We start from the raw sequence: 18,806 nt of genomic DNA on the forward strand, positions 1-18,806 counted from the left end.
TATTCACTCATTCAAAATTCTATCATTCACTCATTAGATTTATATTCCCCCTCCAGGGCATATTTCCCAAACAGAATCAGCCCGCCAACTACAATGGGTACCAGCACGCACAGCACCACCCAGCCGAACACGCGGTCTTCGAGGTTGGGACTGCCAATTTTTGTCAGGCTGTCGGTAATGCGTTCATAGCCGACGTAGATGCCAAGTAATATCCAGAGGAAGCCGAGGTATTTTTTGAGAGTTTCCATTTAGGTAATGAATAATGTACAATGAATAAAGGATAATGAACGGATTATGGATTATGCTACAGGGCACATTATCCATTGTGCATTATTCATTATTCATTACTCTCTTGTTGTTCAAATACAACAACCCAATTACAAAGCAAACGCCCGCGACCAGAATCGGATACCAGAGTCCTTCGAGATAGGGCTTGGCCACCGAACCCGGCACGGCTTCGTTGGCTTTGGTTGCCGTTGCTACTAAAGCTGTTGCAATGAACGGCGTTAATCCGCCGAAAATGCCGTTGCCAATGTGATAGGGCAGCGACATCGACGTGTAGCGAATGCGGGTAGGAAACAACTCGACCAGAAAAGCGGCAATCGGGCCGTACACCATCGTGACATACAGCACCTGCACGAACACCAGCAAAATCATCAGCCAGAAACTGCCCGTCGGTAAACTAACTGCTTTGGTCCGTTCGGGTTTGGCGGGGTTACTTGCCGGATTCGTAGACGTGACGGTTCTGTCAATGTCTTTTGCCAGTAAACCATCAGTAAAAAAATGAGTTGTGGTCGTTGTTGTCAGCACATCGCCGTTGGGTTGCTTTGCCTGTTTCCGGTCGATGGTGCGGGCATCGGTAATCTCCTGTCTGGTGGTTAAATTGCTCAGGCTGTACATCTTCTCGTAGATTGGGCGGTAGGTGAGAATGCCCAGCAGCATCCCGGCCAGCATGATGTGCTTGCGGCCAATGCGGTCCGACAATCCGCCAAAAACGATAAAGAACGGCGTGGCGGCTAACAAGGCAATGGCCACTATCACGTTCGACTGCACAAACTCTACGTTGCAGGCTTTCTGGATAAACGAGAGCGCGTAAAACTGTCCTGTGTACCAGATGACCCCTTGCCCCGCCGTCGCTCCGAATAAGGCGAGCAACACCATTTTCAGGTTTTGTTTTTTGCCAAAGCTCTCGGCCAGCGGATTCTTTGAGAGGGTTCCTTCGGTTTTTAACTTGGAAAATAACGGCGACTCAGCCATACGCAGCCGAATTACAATAGACACAGCCACCAGCACAATCGACAGCAGAAACGGTACCCGCCAGCCCCAGTCCGCAAATTTGTCGACGCCCAGCGACTCGCGCGTGAGCAGAATCACGCCCAGCGAGACGAACAGGCCCAGTGTGGCGGTGGTCTGAATAAAACTCGTGTAGTACCCGCGTCGGCCTTCGGGCGCGTACTCAGCCACATAGGTAGCCGCTCCACCGTACTCGCCCCCGAGGGCCAGACCCTGAATTAACCGGAGCAGTAAGACCAGCAAGGGTGCCCAGAAGCCAATTGTCGCATAGCCGGGAATCAGGCCGATGGCGAAGGTTGAGCCGCCCATTAGCACGAGCGTTACCAGAAACGTGTATTTTCGACCCACCAGATCGCCTAACCGTCCAAAAACCAATGCCCCGAACGGACGCACGACGAACCCGGCGGCAAAGGTCGCCAGGGTTGACAGCAGGGCGGCTGTAGGGTTAGTTTTCGGGAAAAACTGCGACGAAAGAATGGCCGCTAAACTACCAAAAATATAAAAATCGTACCACTCGATGAGTGTTCCGACCGACGAGGCCGAAATCACGCTGAAGAGTGTGCGGTTAGAAACGGCCTGTTGGGCGTTGGCTTTCTTGCCGATCATAAATCAAGGGGAGGGGAGGGTCTTGTCAGCTAAAGCGGTTAATGAGCCATTTTTACCTTACTAAAGGCGAAACCGGGCCGCCGGAGCGGAGTGAACGAGTGAATGTACTGGATGATTTTCGCTCTTTCGCTCGTTCGCTCCGCTCCGGCGGCCCGGTTTCGCCTTTATTACGGCGACAGTCGCTCAACCAGCCAGTTTTCGCCTTCTTTTCGGTATCGAATGCGGTCGTGCAGGCGGCTGGGGCGGCCCTGCCAGAATTCCAGCGCATCGGGCACGACCCGGAACCCACCCCAGTAAGCCGGGCGCGGCACGGGCTGACCGGCAAATTGGGCTTCGAGTTCGCGCTGACGGCTTTCCAGCACGGCACGGCTCTCGATAACGGTACTCTGGTGCGATACCCAGGCCCCAATCTGGCTGCCCCGCGGGCGACTGCTGAAATAGGCATCCGACTCGTCTGCACTTACTTTTTCCACCCGTCCCTCCACCCGAATCTGGCGTTCAAGTTCGGGGTAGAAGAACGTAAGGCAGGCAACGGGGCGTTCGGTGAGTTCACGTCCCTTCCGGCTTTCATAGTTTGTATAGAAAACAAAACCCGCGTCCGACACGTCTTTCAGCAGCACAATCCGGCTATCCGGGCGACCTTCCGCCGTAATGGTGCTGAGGTGCATGGCGTTCGGTTCGGGAACAGCCGCAGCGAGTACCGCATCGAACCACTGCCGGAACTGAGCAAACGGGTTGGTCAGAACATCGGTTATGTCTAATCCGTTTAGCGTATATTCATTGCGTAAATCACTAATAGCTGAAGGCATTTGATGTGTTTGTTTAACGGCTTTTCAGAGGCCGTACTGCAATAAAATCCGCTTTTTATTGTACTTTTGCAAAAGTAATCGGTACGTTCCCAACATGGCAAACCAAGAACAGGAAATTAACCAGCAGCCGGAAACCACCAATCAGGCAACCGACACGCTGGCAGTGAATACGCCCGAAGATACCACAACATCCGTTGCGGCTCCCGCTGCTATGGACGTAAATTCTGAATCTACGGCTGAGGACACCGCCACCACGCCCGAATCGGCGGAGGCATCGGCTGCACCAACTGCCGAACTACAGCCGGAAGTCGCTGAGGCTGATAGCACTACATCCGTGACTATGTCAACCGCCGGCACATTCCCTGAACTGCCAATGGATGAGCCGGCCGCTACGTCAGAAACGTCTGAGCACATCACATCGGCAGCGCCGGATGTTCCTGCTGCAGAATTGCCCGAAGCAACAGACGTTCCATTGGAGGCTCCCGTTGCAGTTCAGGAGCCGATGGCTGACGTATCAACCGACGACGAACCGATTGCTCAACAAACGGACGAATCGGCTGGGGTAGGAACTACTGAAGTTGCAGGCACAGACGAGCCTGTTGGCGAAGCGGCTACCGAAAAACAAATTCAGGACGTTGCAGAGCCTGTTTCGGAACTACCCACTGCTGACGTAGCCGAACAGCCAGTGGCAGAAGTCAACGCTTCTGAAGAAGCCATCGAGCCTGCTCTTGGTGACGATATTACGGCTCAATATGCTGATGTGCATGAACTGCATGAACTGGAAGATGAAACGCACGCGCAACCTGCCGTTGATTACAGCCAGTTCTCGAAACAGGATTTTGTAAATCTGCTCGAAACGCAAATGGCCGCCATCAGAGTTGCTTCGGTAACGCCCGGCGATTTTAAAAAGGCCGACCTGCTACTAAAAGAGGTAAAGCCCCTGTTCGACCAGATGAAACGGGCCGAACGGGAGGCTGCTCTGCAAGCCTACATCGGCGAAACCGGGGCCGACGAAGGATTTGAATACAAATACGACGATTCGGTTAGTCGGTTCGATGAGTTGTATAAGCAGATTAAAAGCCAGAAGAACACGTACTTCCAGAATTTAGATAAAGCAAAAGATACCAATTTCGCGTCGAAAACAGAGCTGCTGACCCGCCTGCGCGAATTGGTTGAAACCGACGAAAACAACGCGGGTGATCCGAAAATTAGCTGGAATGAGTTCAAGAAAATTCAGGACGACTGGAAAGGTGCCGGAAATATCAACTCGCCACATAACGCCACGCTTTGGGCTACCTATCACGCGCTCGTTGATCGATACTACAGCAACCGGAATATTTATTTTGAGTTAAAAGAACTTGACCGTAAGCGCAATACCACCCTTAAAACGGAGGTGATCGAGAAAGTTGAAGCGATGGCGAAAGGGTCGGATGAGACGCCCGTTACGCGCCAGACCATCGACGAAGCGAACGCCCTGTTTGAAGAATACAAACACATTGGCCCGGCGCCTAAAGCCGAGCAGGAAGTGCTATGGGGCCGTATGAAAGCTGCTTTGGACGTACTTTATGACAAACGCCGGGGTCAAACCAACGAGCAGCGGAAAGAGTCGGCACAGTTGTACGAAGAAAAGTCGGCTATTTATGAAGAATTAGTGCCGATTACCTCGTTCGCATCGAACAGCATCAACGACTGGAACGACAAAACGAAGGCGGTAATGACCCTACAGGATCGCTGGAATGCCATTAAAGGGCCAATGCCCCGCGAGGAAGGGAAAGAACTGAGTAAAAAATTCTGGGCTGCCCTAAAGACGTTCTTTCACAACAAAGGGGAGTTTTTCAAGCAGTTGGAAAGCAAGCGGGAAGAGAACCTGCGAGCTAAAACCAACCTCTGCGAACAGGTAGAAGCCATTTTGGCTGCTGGCGAGGAATCGCCCGAAATCACGCAGACAGTTATAGAATTACAACGCCAGTGGAAGAACATTGGTCAGGTACCGGAAAAGCAGAAGAATACCATCTTCGACCGGTTTAAAGCGGCCTGTGACGCGTTCTTTACTAAAAAACGCTCGAAGAATCAGGAGACTGAGCGAGAGTTTGAAGGCAACCTGACGAAGAAAATTACGCTGATTGAGCGAATCGAAGCAGCCGCTACGGCCAACGCCGACCTCTCGCAGCTTAACGAATTCAAGCAGGAATGGAACAGCATCGGGTTTGTTCCGAAGAAAGACATGCAGTCGACCCAGAAACGCTATATCAATGCTGTAAACGCGCTGGTTGGTGCAACCGGGAAGATTCCGGCAAAGGATAAAGAGCGTATCATGCTGCAAAGCGAAGCCGAAGCGACCCGGACTGGAGGCTCCCGGACTGGAGATGCGCGGCCTGGGAGCCCCCGGACGGATGGGCCAAGAACCGGTGGCCGGGACCGGGATTTCAATCGGGGTGATCGCGATGGCGGTGGCAATAAGCGCGAAAGCGATATTCGCCGGCGGATTACGGCTATCGAAAATGATATCGCTACGTACCGGAATAACATTGAGTTTTTTGCTCGCTCGAAAAATGCAGATAAACTCCGTGCCGAGATCGACCGGAAAATTGCTGATGCCGAAAAACAACTGGAAGAACTACGGCATCAGCTACGGGTAGCACAAGCCTAACAGGAATGTAAAGGCAAAAAGTGACCTAAAAATTAGGTCACTTTTTGCCTTTTTTACGGAGTCGGTTTGCACTAAAGGCTTAGAATTGCTACTTTTGCAGTATCATTGGGAAACAAACTAATTTATTTGCCAGTGTCGGATAGCGGTCGATTCCGCCTGATTTGTAATCAGGATGCGCAAGCGCGTCGGGGGTTCGAATCCCTCCACTGGCTCAGTGAAAACAGCCACTTAGCAACTATGCTGAGTGGCTGTTTTTGTTTATGTACAAAGTAAGGTGCAATGCGTTTAAATGTATATAGAATTAACTGACCTCAGTGCCAGCGTACCTGGTAGCCATCTGGTACGCTGGCACTGAGCGGCTCAATTCACCCGACTCCATCCTTCAACTCTATGAAAATCAATTCGATTGGTTACCTGGTAGGTCTGCTGCTGACGCTGGGAGCGGCCATACAGGGTACGGCCCAAACCGCTGGCGATGGCTTTGTCAATGGGGATCTATTACCCAATGCGCCCGATCTGGCGGCTCGGGGAAGCTATGGGGTGGGGGTGCGTACACTGAAACTGATTCACCACGCACAACTTGATGTGCTACACACCAAAGAGAGCAAGCCTCCGCTCTATGACCGTCCGTTGACCGTTGAAGTCTGGTATCCGGCTCGTAGTTCGACTAACCAACTGGCTAAGGTAACCTATGAATCCGTACTCGGCCGATTCAATGACCCCAAACGACCCCTTATTCCGTTTACATTTCCGGGGCGGGCGGTTCGCGATGCCTTACCCGACTCCCGTGAGGGGCCCTATCCACTCATTATCGTTTCGCATGGCTACCCCGGCTCACGCCTGTTACTGACCTACCTGACCGAAAATCTGGCTTCGAAAGGATACGTCGTCGTAGCCATCGACCATACGGAATCGACCTACAGCGATCTGGCTGGCTTTCCCAGTACGTTGTTGAACCGCTCCCTGGATGATTTGTTTGTGCTGAACGAACTGGCTCGGCTGGGTGCCGGAACCAGTACGAGTTTCCTGGCCGGGTTAGTCAATACAGACAATACGGCGTTGGTTGGCTACTCGATGGGTGGCTATGGGGCACTCAACGTGGCCGGGGCGGGTTATAGTTCACAAGCTACGAAACTGTTCGGACAAATGACCGGGGGCAGTACGGCCCTTGAAGCCCGCTCAATGGATTCACCACTATACAAAGCATCCTTAGATCCCCGGATAAAGGCTGTGGTTGCCTTTGCGCCCTGGGGTATGGAGCGTGGAGTTTGGGATGCCGCCGGACTGGCGGGGTTAACCCTGCCGACGTTGTTTGTTGCAGGAAGTAAAGATGACGTATCAGGCTACGAAAAGGGCATAAAAGCCATTTATGAAGGGGCCGTCAACGCCGATCGCTATCTGTTGACGTATGTGAATGCCCGACACAACGTGGCCCCCAATCCACCCCCACTGGCGTCACTATTGCCCGGTGTATCAGTTGAGGACTATATGCACTATGCCGAGCCAGCCTGGAATGAGCATCGGATCAATAACATCAACCAGCACTTCGTAACGGCATTTTTGGGGCTTCACCTCAAAAAACTTGATTATGAGCGCTATTTGACTCTGCCCGAAACAGACACGGCTGGCCCATGGACCGGCTTCAAAGCCCGCATGTCTGTAGGGCTGGAGCTGCGTCATGCGAAACCATAGATACCTTTTTGAGCAGGCAATATCCGTGCATAAACTTCCAAAGGTAATTCAGCCTGTGTTTCCTGATGATCACTTCAGAGGTGTGCTACGCCTGCTAAGACAGTCGTAAACCGCTCAACTAATCCAACTGCGACCGCAGTCGGTTTCTCGGCGGGACCGATGTGGGTAATCGTGACCGATCGTATGCTACAGCTTACGCCACCTCAGCGATACGAACAGAAACCGGTGTACTCGTCTTCGTAAGGGAAATGCGATGCGCGACAGAATTTAGGTAGGCGCGCCCTGGCCGACTATTGAAACAGTAAGGGAACGAACTGACGCAGGTTGTTTCGCCAGGCCAAAAACGAGTGGCCGCCCGGCACTTCGGTGTACTGGTACTTAATCCCGTTTTTATCGAAGAGCGCCATCATATTCTTATTGTTCTGGTAAGCAATATCGGTCGGACCTCCCTGAGCAATCCAAAAATGCTTCCATTGGTTAATTTGCGGACTTTTCAGCAGCGAAGCATACTTGGTCTCCAATTCGGATAAAACCGGCGGAAAATAGCCGGTGCTCAGGGCCACTACATCGTTGAATAAGTCGGGGTGCCACAGGGCAATATTCAGCGTCTGAATACCACCCATCGACAAGCCCGCGATGGCCCGTCCATTGCGCCCGGTCGATACGCGAAAGTGTTTTTCTACGTAGGGGATAATATCACCTAAAAAGTCCTGGGCAAACGGGTCCTGCTGGGGGCCAGCGCCCATCGCTAAGCCCGGCTTTGAAGTATGACCGGCGGGCATGACCACCACCATCGGCTTCATCTTTCCTTCCGCCAAAAGGTTATCTAAAATGAAGTTCGCCTGCCCGACCGTCGTCCAGGATGCGTCGTTATCACCTCCACCATGAAGCAAATAGAGAACCGGCAACTTATCCGTCATGGTCGCGTAGCCCGGTGGCGTGTAAACATGCATCCGACGCGTAATACCCAACGACGCAGATGGGTACCACACCAGTTCTACCGTTCCATGGGGGACGTCTTTAATGGCTAAATAATCGACTTCGCTACCCGGCAGCCTGAACAGGTTCGATACCCCGTTTTGTGATTCTTTGAACTGAGGATTTTTCGGGTCGAATGTTTTGACGCCATCGACCCTTAAATCATACGTATACACATTGGGGGTAAGTGGTCCGAGGGTTAATGACCAAACACCGGTTGATTCTTTCACCAATTTCTGGTTCGGGAAGCCGCCGGGAAAATCGCCGGAAACGGTCACGTCGGACGCTTTTGGGGCGTAAATACGAAGTTGTACCCGCCCGTCAGCTAAAAACTTAGGTGAGGTTAGGGTATCATTCGGTGTGTTGGTTGGCTGACCGGGCTGGGCCAATGCCCAATAGGGAACCGCCAGTAAACACGCCAGGACGATGCAGGTCATCCACTGGTACGATAGGGTACGCATAAGCTAATTGGTTATAAAAGTTGTCAAAATCGGTTCATAACGTAGAATGGTTCACGTTTTCAACCCCAGCATTTTTATCGCGTTTTCCTTCAAAATCAGGGGCTTTACTTCCTCTTTAAACCCTGCCCCCTCGAAATCCTTTAGCCAGCGTTCCGGCGTAATCAGGGGAAAATCCGTACCGAACAGCATCCGGTGTTTGAGTTGCGTGTTGGCGTACTGCACCAATTGGGGCGGAAAGTATTTCGGCGACCAGCCCGACAGGTCGATATAGACATTGGGTTTATGCATCGCCACCGACAGGGCTTCGTCCTGCCAGGGCCACGACGGGTGGGCGATGATGATGGGTGCGTCGGGGAAGTCAATCGCCACGTCGTCTAAGTGAATGGGGTTGGAGTATTCGAGCCGCAAGCCGCCCCCACCCCGCACCCCCGACCCAAACCCCGAATGACCCGAATGAAACAGCATCGGCAACCCGGCCGCTGCAATCACTTCGTAGAGGTGATAGGCCATGCGGTCGTTGGGGTAAAACCCCTGCACGGTTGGGTGAAACTTAAAGCCTTTTACGCCATAGTCCTCAATGAGCCGTTTGGCTTCGCGGGCACCCATCCTCCCTTTGTGAGGGTCGATGCTGGCGAAGGCAATCATCACGTCGGGGTGTTCGAGCGCGGCTTCGGCGACTTCCTCGTTGGGAATCCGTCGTTTGCCGGTCTCGTGCTCCGAGTCAATGGTAAACATGATAAACGCCATATTCTGCTCCCGGTAATAGGCGACTGTTTCCTGAATAGTAGGCCGGTGCCCAGACTTAAAGTATCGGGCAAAAGCCTCATCGAATTCCGGCCGATAGTCGTCGTGCGGTTGGCGGCACGACACTTCCGCGTGGGTATGTACGTCGATAGCGACAATTTTTTCAATATCAATCATATGGGAATCGTGAAAATAATGGGACGCGGATTGGGCGGATGCTTCGCAGCGCGGATAAAAACGGATTTTTAAATCAGCGGAAATCCGCGTTCCATTTTTTTATGAAAAAGCCCTGTCACCTAATATAGCCCGGTTTGGCTTTCTGGCCGGTTTTCACCCAGGCTCGCAGGGCATCGAATGCCTTTCCGGTTTGCTGGGGCGTAAAGGCGCAATGAGCCTGCCCGTTGGTGTACAGGACACTGAAATAACGGTCGTTGCCTTTCTGGTGCACCATATTTTCAAAATTGACGACGCCATAGGCAGGCGGAATCAGTTGGTCGTAAATCGTGTGCATCAACACCACCGGTTTGCTGATACTACCCGTGCGGTCGTATTTGCCGAAAAGCCCGTCGGGACTGACCGTTGCCGTCAGTCGTTCGGCTTTTTGGTTTACGGCTAAGTCATCGGGGAAACCAGTATAGACGGTATTGGTATTGTCGAAGGGATTGCCCTTTGCCTTCTGCGCTAAATCCCGGAGCACGTTTTCGTTGAAGAACAATGAGAACGGTAAATCATCTAATTTTAAATCGAATCGCTTCGCAAACGCCAGGGCCAGCAGCGAATCTTTCCCGACAATGGCTTTTCGGATTTCCTTCGCTTTGGCAACCATATTCCTCGAATTTTGCGCCTGATACGGTTTCGAGACGTCGAAGATGTCGGCAAGCGATGTAACGACGCCCGGAAATAAGCCATTGAAGGTCGCATACATATCGAACTCTTTCCGGCATTGCAGATAGGGGCGACTCGACAGCGGACAAAGGGGCAAACCGCCGTTGTAATTAGCCCCAAAGTTTTCGAGGGTTGCCAGCGTCACCCCGCCCCCCATCGAATGGCCGACCATAAACAGTGAGTCGGGCTTGCCGTATTTTTGGACGAAATAAGCCCTGAGCGCTTCGGTATCATCGACACCCTGAGCCAGCGCAAAGCCCTGATACTGATAATCCGAAGCCGCTACGGCATAGCCGCGCTCCAAAAAAGGCGTCATTCGTTCCGCAAAATCAGGATTCTGACTTTGGGCTGGTTTGGCACCCATAAACTCGTAGCCGTGGGCATACAGGATGAATTTCCCTTTCCAGTTTTCGGGGAAAAGAATCCGGTATTTCGCGCCGTTGATGCTGCCCGAATCTATTTTCGATACGGCATTCTGGGCGAATACACCCGTTGAGAGAAAGACGAAAATTAAAAGCAGTTTATTCATGGTTTATAGATTTAAATAGCACGCGGATTAGGCGGATGCTACGCAGCGCGGATTAACACGGATTTTTAAAGAAATCAGCGGAAATCCGCGCTGCGTAGCATCCGCCTAATCCGCGTGCCATCCTTAAGATTCACCCCACACCTTTATAGCCGTATCAACAACCAATTCCAGTTTTCGCCATTGGTCGTCAGCAGTTAGGTCGTTGCCGTGGTGCGTACTGGAAAAGCCGCATTGCGGACTGACACACATATTGTCGAGGGGCATGTATTTAGCCGCTTCGTCGATGCGTTTGGCCATCTCCTCCACGCTTTCCAACTGCTTCAATTTTGAGGAAACGATGCCCAGCACCACCATTTTGTTATCGGGAACAAATCGCAACGGCGCAAAATCACCACTTCGTTCGTCGTCATATTCCAGGAAATACGCATCGACATTGATAGAATTGAACAGGATTTCGGCTACCGGCTCATACCCCCCTTCGGCAAACCAGGTGCTCCGGTAGTTACCCCGGCAAAGGTGAATGCCCACCGTTAAATCATCGGGCCGACCATCGATTACCGAATTTATCAGGGCCGCATACGTCCGGGGAAGTTCGTCGGGGTCTTCACCCCGCTCAGCGGCAGCCGCCCGCATGTTGGGGTCACACAGGTAAGCCAGGTTCGTATCGTCCAATTGCAGATACCGCAGTCCGGCCTGGTACAAATGGTCAATTTCCTCCCGATAGGCTGCGGCTAAATCATGGAAAAACTCGTCCATGTCCGGATACGAATTGATGTCGATAGACTTGCGCCCGCCCCGAAAATGCACCATCGTCGGCGACGGAATCGACACTTTGGGCGTTTGGCTTACCACCGATTTCAGGTAGTTGAAATCAGCCACCTGAATGTCGTGGACATGTTTCAGTTTGCCCGTTACGCTCAGTTTGGGCGGGGTAAAGCCATCTTCAGCGGCTTTGGCAGCCGGATTCGCGTCGATGCCACCCGTTACGGTGACACCCGCCAGTTCTTTCAGGAAATCGAGGTGGAAATAATCCCGGCGGAACTCCCCATCGGTGATGGATTTCATGCCCGTCGATTCTACTTTTCTGACCGTTTCGGCAATAGCCGCGTCTTCGATGGCCCGTAGTTCATCGGCTGAAATCTCGCCTTTTTTCCATTTCAGGCGGTTTTCTTTGACAGCCGGGGTTCGTAATAAACTGCCAACATGGTCGGCACGAAAGGGTGGTTTCATAAGATTAATGAAAAATGTACAATGAAAAATGTATGACCCGGCTTTCTGATAAGTTATGTATATAATTCGTCCACCAATTTAGCCCGGTGTTTCAGAACCGCTCGTTGATTCAACGAGCCTTTATCGGTGATTTCGCCCCGGTCAATCGAGGGAGGCTCAAGGGCAATCACCGCTTTGGCAATTCGATTGGCGCTTCCGGTAGCCGTTTCACCCAATGTCAGCAGCAACTGGTCAATGTACTGCTGAACGCGCTCGTGCAAAAAAGCTTCCGTCGCTGAACAGTCGGGCGACAGATTGGCCAGTTCCCGGCACGCGTGGGGATTCAGAAACAAAATCGCACTGACATATTCTTTGTCCAGCCCCGCAATGACCACATCCTGCACCACGGGCGACCCCGCCGAGAGGACTTTTGCCTTCAAACTGCCCACGTTTACCCAGGTGCCCGTCGAGAGTTTGAAATCTTCGGCGATACGCCCGTCAAACAGTAAGCCCTTATCTGGCTCATTTTCATCCACAAACCGAACGGCATCACCCGTTTTGTAGAAACCCTCGGCATCAAACGCGGCAGCGGAGGCTTCGGGATTGCGCCAGTAGCCGGGCGTTACGTTGGGACCTCGGTAACGAATTTCCAGTTTGTCGCCATCGGGCACCAATTTCACGGTCATGCCTGCGATGGGTACGCCCAACAGCCCCGAATAACTCCCCGCCCAGTTGGCAAACAGCGCCGATGGGCCGGACTCGGTACAGCCTAAGCCAGTGACGATGGGGACAACCTGCCCCGTTGTTTCCTGGGCGAATTGTTCCAGCCGATTCCAAACCGGTTGGGCCAGGCTGGCACCAGCGTAGAAAAAGAACTGGAGATTTTTAAAAAACGTCCTTCGCAGTTCAGGTTCTTTTTCCAGATACGGAATCAGCATCTCGAAGCCCTTCGGTACGTTGAAATAGGCCGTTGGGGAAATCTCCCGCAGGTTTTGGACAGTCGCTTCAATGCCTTTTGGGGTCGGCTTCCCGTCGTCGATGTACAGGGTTCCCCCGTTGTAGAGCGTCAGGCCAAAATTATGGTTTCCGCCAAAGGTGTGATTCCAGGGTAGCCAGTCCACAAAAACGGGCGGTTCGGTAGCCATACACGGAAACGCCTGCGTAATCTGCTGTAGATTGGCGCACCACATCCGCTGCGTATTGATAACGCCCTTGGGCAAACCCGTTGAACCAGACGTGAACAGAATCTTGGCGACGGTATCGGCCGTTACACGCTCGTGGGCCAGTTGAACGGCCTGGGTGGGCTGAGTGTCAGTCAATTCGGCAAACGAAACTTCAGTAGCTTCATCAACCGATACGATGATAGCATCGGGGAAACGTTCTTTTGCCAACGCTAATGCCTTGCCGTACACCCTTCCGTTTTGGGCGAAAATTAATTTTGGCGTGAGGGCCTGCAATGTGTGTTTGAGTTTCCCAAAGTCGTCGGAAACCAGTGAGTATGGGGGCGAAATCGGGGAATAGGGTATGCCAACATGAACGGCCGCCAACGCCAGCAGCGCATGTTCGAGGCTGTTTTCGGACAGTATGGCAATGGTTTGCCCGCTCGAAAACTTCTGATTAAGTAGGTATTGGGCAATGCGTTCTACTTTTTGTAACGTTTGATGATACGTCAGTTTCTGCCAGCCGGAACGCCGGACCGGTCCGGCTAAATTACGGCGGGCAAGGAACGGTTTATCGGGCGTTTGGGCGGCCCAGTAAAGTAGCTTTTCGGTCAGTTTTTGGGGGAATGCGGCTAAAGGTTGTTCTGATTGAAGTAACATAGAGCCATCAGCCCGAATCGTTTTTCGAGTAGCGGTCGGGCCGAATGTTTTAGTTTCTGTTCCAGTCATCATCAGATGAGATGGAACGCAGATTTTTATGATTGATATGGTTTTTTAAGATCATGATAAACCATAAGAATCATAAAAATCTGCGTTCTATTTATGATTCGCCTACTTTCTTAGCCTTACCATCCAAAAACTCCTTTAATCGCGCTTTCGCTTCGGGCGCATTCTGGGCAATAGCCGCTGTTAGTGATTCCATCATCAATCCCTGGTCCTGCGCTGAATCAACGATGCGTGGCAAAATGTGCATGAGCGCGTAATTGGTCATACCGACGTTGGAAGCCACTTTCCGGGCCAACTCCAGCGCGTGTTCCAGTCCCTTGCCTTCCTCAACCACGTACTGCGACAAGCCAATCGCCATGCCTTCCTCAGCCGGATAGACCCGACCCGTGAGCATCATGTCGGTCATGCGGGCCAGGCCAATTAATTTCGGCACGCGAACCGAAGCGCCCCCACCCACAAAAATGCCGCGCTGTCCTTCGGGCAGGGCATAAAACGTGGAGGTTTCGGCCACCCGGATATGGCAGGCACTGGCTAATTCCAGTCCTCCCCCTACGCAGGCCCCGTGCAGCACAGCAATCACGGGGACGGTGCCAAATTGCACGCGGTCTAAGGCCCGGTGCCACATCCGGGAATGATGCAGCCCCTGCACCGCATCGCGTTCGGTGAGGGCTGACAGGTCGAGACCGGCACTGAAATGCTGGCCTTCGCCGTAGAGGATGGCACAGCCGACCCCAGCCGGTATGTTGGCAAATAGTTGCTCGATACCCAGAATTAGTTCGTCATTCAGCGCATTCCGCTTTTCGGGCCGGTTGAGCTTGACCAGCAGAATGTTGTCCTGGATTTTGGTGGTTAAAAAAGGGGTCATGCTATCGGTTGAATAACGGGTTGGGAGCTTAAAATCGCCTTCCGATAGGGTTTCAAGGCTAAATAGGTTAGTGACAGCATCATTACTCCGCCAATCAGGTAGAGCAGCACTAATGAGTACCGGATATCCTGTTCGTTGTGGAAAATATAATCGGTAAAGAGCGCTACTGACGTTGGCCCTAAGCCGATTCCGATGAGATTGAGAATAAACAGGAAAATAGAGGAGGCCAGCGCCCGCACCTGATTTGGCATGATTTCCTGAATAGCCGCCGTTGCAGCCCCAAACGGAGCCGCCAGGGCAAAGCTTGGGATGAAAACCATCAGCAGTGCCCATTCGGCGCGGGGTAGTAACGGCAGTCCAGCAGCCAGCAAACAGCCAATGCCGCCCAGCAGCCCTACCCGCAAACGACCATCGGATATGCCCCGTTTCACTAATTTATCGGCGTACCAGCCGCCAAACAGAGCTCCTGATATGGAAGAAGCCACCAGCACCAGCCCATAATAAGCGCCCGCTTTGGAAATCTCCCACCCGTAAGTGCGGGCCACGAATGTGGGAATCCAGGCGTTGCAGCCGTAATTGACTAATGCGCCAAAGGCCGTGGCAAAACAGATGAGCAGGTAGGCCGTGCGGTGCCGAAAAATAATGGACATCGATTCGCCCAGCGATAAGGTAACCCGTTCACCGCCTTTTTGCAGGGTATTGGTGCGGGTGGGTTCCCGGACGGTGAACAACAGCCCCGCTACGAATAAACCTGGCAAACCGATATACAGAAAAATAAGCTGCCACGGGAAAATAGACCCCAGAATGGGCACCTGTACCATGCCTTCGGTGGGGATTTTGGCCACAATGCCGGAGCCAATCAGCATAGCCAGGCCAGACCCCAGAAAAACCCCCAGCGAAAAAACGCTTAGGGCCGTAGCCAGCCGGTTTTTGGGAAAGTAGTCGGCAATGATGGAATAGGCCGAGGGCGACAAGGTAGCCTCGCCGACGCCGACACCCATCCGGGCCAGAAAAAACTGCCCATACGAACGGACACCCCCGCAAAAGGTGGTCATCAGACTCCAGACCGCAATGCCGCCAATGATAATGTTCCGGCGGCTGTGGCGGTCGGCCAAACGACCAATGAGCACACCAAAAACCGTATAAAAAATAGCAAAGCTAAGTCCCATCAACAGGCTCATCTCTGTATCGCTCAGGTGTAAATCGCGCTTGATGGGCTTCACCAGCAGGCTCAAAATTTGCCGGTCGATGAAGGATGAAATATTGGCCAGCGTCAGAATGAAGACAGCATACCAGGCAGTACGGAGAGAGGAGTTAGTGTTCATAAAAGGGAATGGATAATGGGAAATGAATAATGCACAGCAATCCCATTAGCTGTCAGGTGCATGGCTGTTGCATACTGTTCATTATTCATTATCCATTAATTTAAAGAATTTTCCATACCTGAATAATCACCCCGTCCGGGTCGCGAATGCCTTTCGAGATAAACAGCGTTTGCATCAGCCATTCGTATTTGCCGGGCGGGGTTTCAAAGCTGGGGACGGCCCGGAAATAATAGGCATCGGGACTGACTTTTTCGCCCCGTGCAATGCGGGCAGCTACTTCGGGCGTGGCAACCCGAATGCCTTTGTTGTTGACGTAAATAAGGGTGCCATCGTCGGTTTGGAGTGTATAGAGGGCGTTCAATTCGGTGGTTCCGTCTTTGCGGAGAATCTGCCAGTCGGCCCCACCATTGATAATCGTTCCTTTCAGATTGGGGCCGCTGAACGTACCGCCCGTTATGGGAATGATGCGCCGGGTGCCGTGTGGGGTTTCGCCAACCGTTAAGGCCGGGGCAATTTTGACCTTCAACTCACAAACGAATTCTAATTGAGGAGCCTGCGGACTGACAGGTGCTGACGGCTGCTGTGCCCAACTCTGAACCGACGATTGGAAAACGAGCAGGCAAACCAGCAGACCATTGGAAAATAGCGCCTTTTTCTTCATCGACTGTCTTCGGGTATGACGTAACAAAAAGACAAAATAATATCGGTAAAGTCTAATCGTTCTTTCTTACCTTGTGATAAGTAGAGCTTATTAATCCGCGTCCCATTTCCCATTTCATCCTGTTTTTCATTATGGAATTACGGCAGTTAAAGTACTTCATAAGCGTAGCTGAAGAACTGCACTTTGGCCGTGCCGCCCAGCGGCTATTCATTTCACAACCCGCCCTTAGTCAGCAGATTAAGTTGCTGGAAGCTGAACTTGGGGTGGACCTGTTCGACGCCATCAAGCGCACGCAATGGCATAAGGTAGAACTGACCGATGCCGGGGCTATCTTTCTACTCGAAGCTAAGCGAATTCTGCAACTGAGTGAGAAAGCCATCCGAAATGTCCGCCAGGCCGGGGCTAAACAGCAGGTGGTTACGCTGGGCGTTTTCAAACTGATTCTACCCGAACGGATTATGGGGATGCTCGAACTGTTCTCGACCCACTTCCCGACCGTTGACATCAAACTTGTTGAGTTGCCCAATACAGTTCAGGTGCAGGAATGGGTGGCTAACGACCGGGTTGATTTGGGCATGACCGTACTGCCGTTAGTCTGCGAAGGCTTAACGGCAACGCCTTATGCCGAAGCTGATTACATGATTCTAATGAATCGGGACCACCCGCTGGCTACCCAACAGGCGGTCCGGCTGGAGCAACTCCAACACGAAAAGTGGATTGACCACGGACGGGAAGCCGGGCTGTTTTTCGGGCAAATCGAGGAGATTTGTCGTCAGGCTAACGTTAATCGCGAGAGCAATATCGTGCAGATTGTGCCCTCCTTCGACCTGCTGAAAAGTATGGTTCGGCTGGGGAAAGGGATTGCGTTCATCCCGGCTTCGCTCGATTTACAGCAGGAACCCCATCTGCTATCGATGCCTATCCTCAACGCCGATGGAACGCCCTTCAAACAGATTGTTATTCAGCACGTTCTGATTCATAAATCTGACCAGCCAGCGCCGTTAGCGCAGGCACTGAGCGAGTTGGTGAAGTTGCAGGTGTCGACTACATACACCCCTACTTCATGACCGGTCTGGTAGTAGCACTGAACCTCGTCTAATCCAGATGCGGTGCAAATGGCTCAATAGAGTCAAATGTGTCTTGGCCGTACCTATTATCGGCTACTCAGGTGCGTTTGTCAGTTAACGAAACAGGCCAGCTTTATGTAGCTGCAACTTCAGGAAAGGCGGTTTGCTCAACTCCAGCCGTACTGAATCCGTTGCCCAGGTCAGGGTCTGACCTGATGTGTCCTGAGCCGCACCGTATTTAGCGTAGAGCAACGTGGCCAGCCGTGGGTAGGCTGTGGCATCGGCTGGTGTAAACTTTATTGCCTCGATAACGCCCTGCTCAACATGATAATCCAGGTTTCCCCGCTCCTGAGCATACACCGTATTGTCAACATAAAACCAGGAATCCCCGATGGCCTGAAGTTTATCGTTTTCCTGCTGTTTAAGCGTGCTTACTGACGAGCCAATAGTTAGGTTTTTAATGGTTAAGGGGGCTTTTGGTACTGTTTTTACTTTTTCTTTGCTCATGGCAACCAGCATAATGGCAACCCCAAAAATAACGGCCTTAATCGTTCCTTCAATTCGGGCAATGGCCCGCTGTTGAGGGGTGTAATAGATTTTATTGGCTTTGTCGACAACAAGTTGATTTTTAAGATACCGTTGCCCATACTTAGCCCAGATATCCCTTTTGTAGACGCCCTGAAGCTTCCATCCATAGGTATATTCGCTGAATAAAGGTCGATAGACCCGGCCAACAAATAGCCATGGAACCAGGTAGCCTAAGGGTTTCCAAAGGATGGTACAACCTGCGGTTAGTACAGAAATCAGAATCAGAAAAGTTAGAACATTACCAATCGACCTGCCAATGCCGGGAAGCTTAATGTTGGTTGGCACTTTGCTTAATAAGCCAGTAGGTGGTTCACTCATAAAGCTGGTTTGATAAGTTAAGCCCGGTATATCGGCTCGCCCCGGTATCCCTGTTTTGCCAACAGAAACATCTCCTGTAGGTAGCCAGGGTCGAACCTCCTGCTACCTTGATTTTTCCAGTAAAGTATACTCATTTACATTACTACTACTCGGCCAAATTAGTTTCTATCGATTCTGTTAATGTTATTGTGTCTGACAATCAGGGTAATACGATCCGCAGAATCCACAGTATCTATTTTG

The 18,806-nt window shown here is 51.9% G+C and carries 15 protein-coding genes and 1 tRNA gene; 4 read left to right on the forward strand and 12 right to left on the reverse strand.

Annotation, left to right across the window (positions count from 1 at the left end; translation table 11 throughout):
* Positions 1-26: 26 nt before the first annotated feature.
* The 3 genes from ACYVI1_RS13820 to pdxH form a co-directional block, all read right to left on the reverse strand.
* Positions 27-248, reverse strand: a complete 222-nt coding sequence (locus tag ACYVI1_RS13820) for a DUF6814 family protein (protein WP_460911071.1) — start codon at positions 246-248, stop codon at positions 27-29.
* 82 nt (positions 249-330) lie between these two features.
* Entirely contained in the window at positions 331-1,899 is a 1,569-nt protein-coding gene (locus ACYVI1_RS13825) for an MFS transporter (protein ID WP_460911073.1), read from the reverse strand.
* A gap of 167 nt (positions 1,900-2,066) precedes the next feature.
* Entirely contained in the window at positions 2,067-2,708 is a 642-nt protein-coding gene (pdxH, locus tag ACYVI1_RS13830; protein WP_460911075.1) for a pyridoxamine 5'-phosphate oxidase, read from the reverse strand.
* Positions 2,709-2,802: 94 nt separating this feature from the next.
* Here pdxH and ACYVI1_RS13835 point away from each other — a divergent pair, with 94 nt between their 5' ends.
* From ACYVI1_RS13835 to ACYVI1_RS13845, 3 genes are all read left to right on the forward strand, one after another.
* The gene (locus ACYVI1_RS13835; protein ID WP_460911077.1) at positions 2,803-5,358 is read left to right on the forward strand and encodes a DUF349 domain-containing protein; all 2,556 of its coding nucleotides are present in this window, start codon (positions 2,803-2,805) and stop codon (positions 5,356-5,358) included.
* 128 nt (positions 5,359-5,486) lie between these two features.
* Positions 5,487-5,570 (forward strand) — tRNA-Thr (locus ACYVI1_RS13840).
* Between the two features lie 178 nt (positions 5,571-5,748).
* Positions 5,749-7,050: an alpha/beta hydrolase family protein gene (locus tag ACYVI1_RS13845; RefSeq protein ID WP_460911079.1), complete on the forward strand. Its 1,302-nt coding sequence runs from the start codon at positions 5,749-5,751 to the stop codon at positions 7,048-7,050.
* Between the two features lie 290 nt (positions 7,051-7,340).
* On the opposite strand, the gene ACYVI1_RS13850 is transcribed toward ACYVI1_RS13845, so the two are convergent.
* The 8 genes from ACYVI1_RS13850 to ACYVI1_RS13885 all read right to left on the reverse strand — a co-directional run bounded on the left by ACYVI1_RS13850 (position 7,341) and on the right by ACYVI1_RS13885 (position 16,593).
* Positions 7,341-8,489, reverse strand: a complete 1,149-nt coding sequence (locus ACYVI1_RS13850) for an esterase (protein ID WP_460911081.1) — start codon at positions 8,487-8,489, stop codon at positions 7,341-7,343.
* A 51-nt stretch (positions 8,490-8,540) separates the two neighbouring features.
* The gene (locus ACYVI1_RS13855; protein ID WP_460911083.1) at positions 8,541-9,410 is read right to left on the reverse strand and encodes an amidohydrolase family protein; all 870 of its coding nucleotides are present in this window, start codon (positions 9,408-9,410) and stop codon (positions 8,541-8,543) included.
* Positions 9,411-9,525: 115 nt separating this feature from the next.
* A complete protein-coding gene (locus tag ACYVI1_RS13860; protein WP_460911085.1) occupies positions 9,526-10,647 on the reverse strand; it encodes an alpha/beta hydrolase family protein in 1,122 nt (373 codons plus the stop codon).
* 123 nt (positions 10,648-10,770) lie between these two features.
* Positions 10,771-11,877, reverse strand: a complete 1,107-nt coding sequence (locus tag ACYVI1_RS13865) for a 5-methyltetrahydropteroyltriglutamate--homocysteine S-methyltransferase (RefSeq protein WP_460911087.1) — start codon at positions 11,875-11,877, stop codon at positions 10,771-10,773.
* 53 nt (positions 11,878-11,930) lie between these two features.
* The gene (locus ACYVI1_RS13870) at positions 11,931-13,748 is read right to left on the reverse strand and encodes a feruloyl-CoA synthase (RefSeq protein WP_460911088.1); all 1,818 of its coding nucleotides are present in this window, start codon (positions 13,746-13,748) and stop codon (positions 11,931-11,933) included.
* A gap of 88 nt (positions 13,749-13,836) precedes the next feature.
* Positions 13,837-14,607, reverse strand: coding sequence for a crotonase/enoyl-CoA hydratase family protein (locus ACYVI1_RS13875; protein ID WP_460911090.1), 771 nt, complete (start codon positions 14,605-14,607; stop codon positions 13,837-13,839).
* Positions 14,604-15,932: a spinster family MFS transporter gene (locus ACYVI1_RS13880; protein ID WP_460911092.1), complete on the reverse strand. Its 1,329-nt coding sequence runs from the start codon at positions 15,930-15,932 to the stop codon at positions 14,604-14,606. The genes ACYVI1_RS13875 and ACYVI1_RS13880 overlap by 4 nt, the downstream gene beginning before the upstream one ends.
* 100 nt (positions 15,933-16,032) lie before the next feature.
* Positions 16,033-16,593, reverse strand: coding sequence for a DUF3237 domain-containing protein (locus tag ACYVI1_RS13885; RefSeq protein WP_460911094.1), 561 nt, complete (start codon positions 16,591-16,593; stop codon positions 16,033-16,035).
* Positions 16,594-16,724: 131 nt separating this feature from the next.
* Here ACYVI1_RS13885 and ACYVI1_RS13890 point away from each other — a divergent pair, with 131 nt between their 5' ends.
* Positions 16,725-17,660, forward strand: a complete 936-nt coding sequence (locus ACYVI1_RS13890) for a LysR family transcriptional regulator (protein ID WP_460911096.1) — start codon at positions 16,725-16,727, stop codon at positions 17,658-17,660.
* 114 nt (positions 17,661-17,774) lie between these two features.
* On the opposite strand, the gene ACYVI1_RS13895 is transcribed toward ACYVI1_RS13890, so the two are convergent.
* Entirely contained in the window at positions 17,775-18,566 is a 792-nt protein-coding gene (locus ACYVI1_RS13895) for a hypothetical protein (protein WP_460911098.1), read from the reverse strand.
* Positions 18,567-18,806 lie beyond the last annotated feature (240 nt).

This window comes from Spirosoma areae, assembly GCF_054781775.1.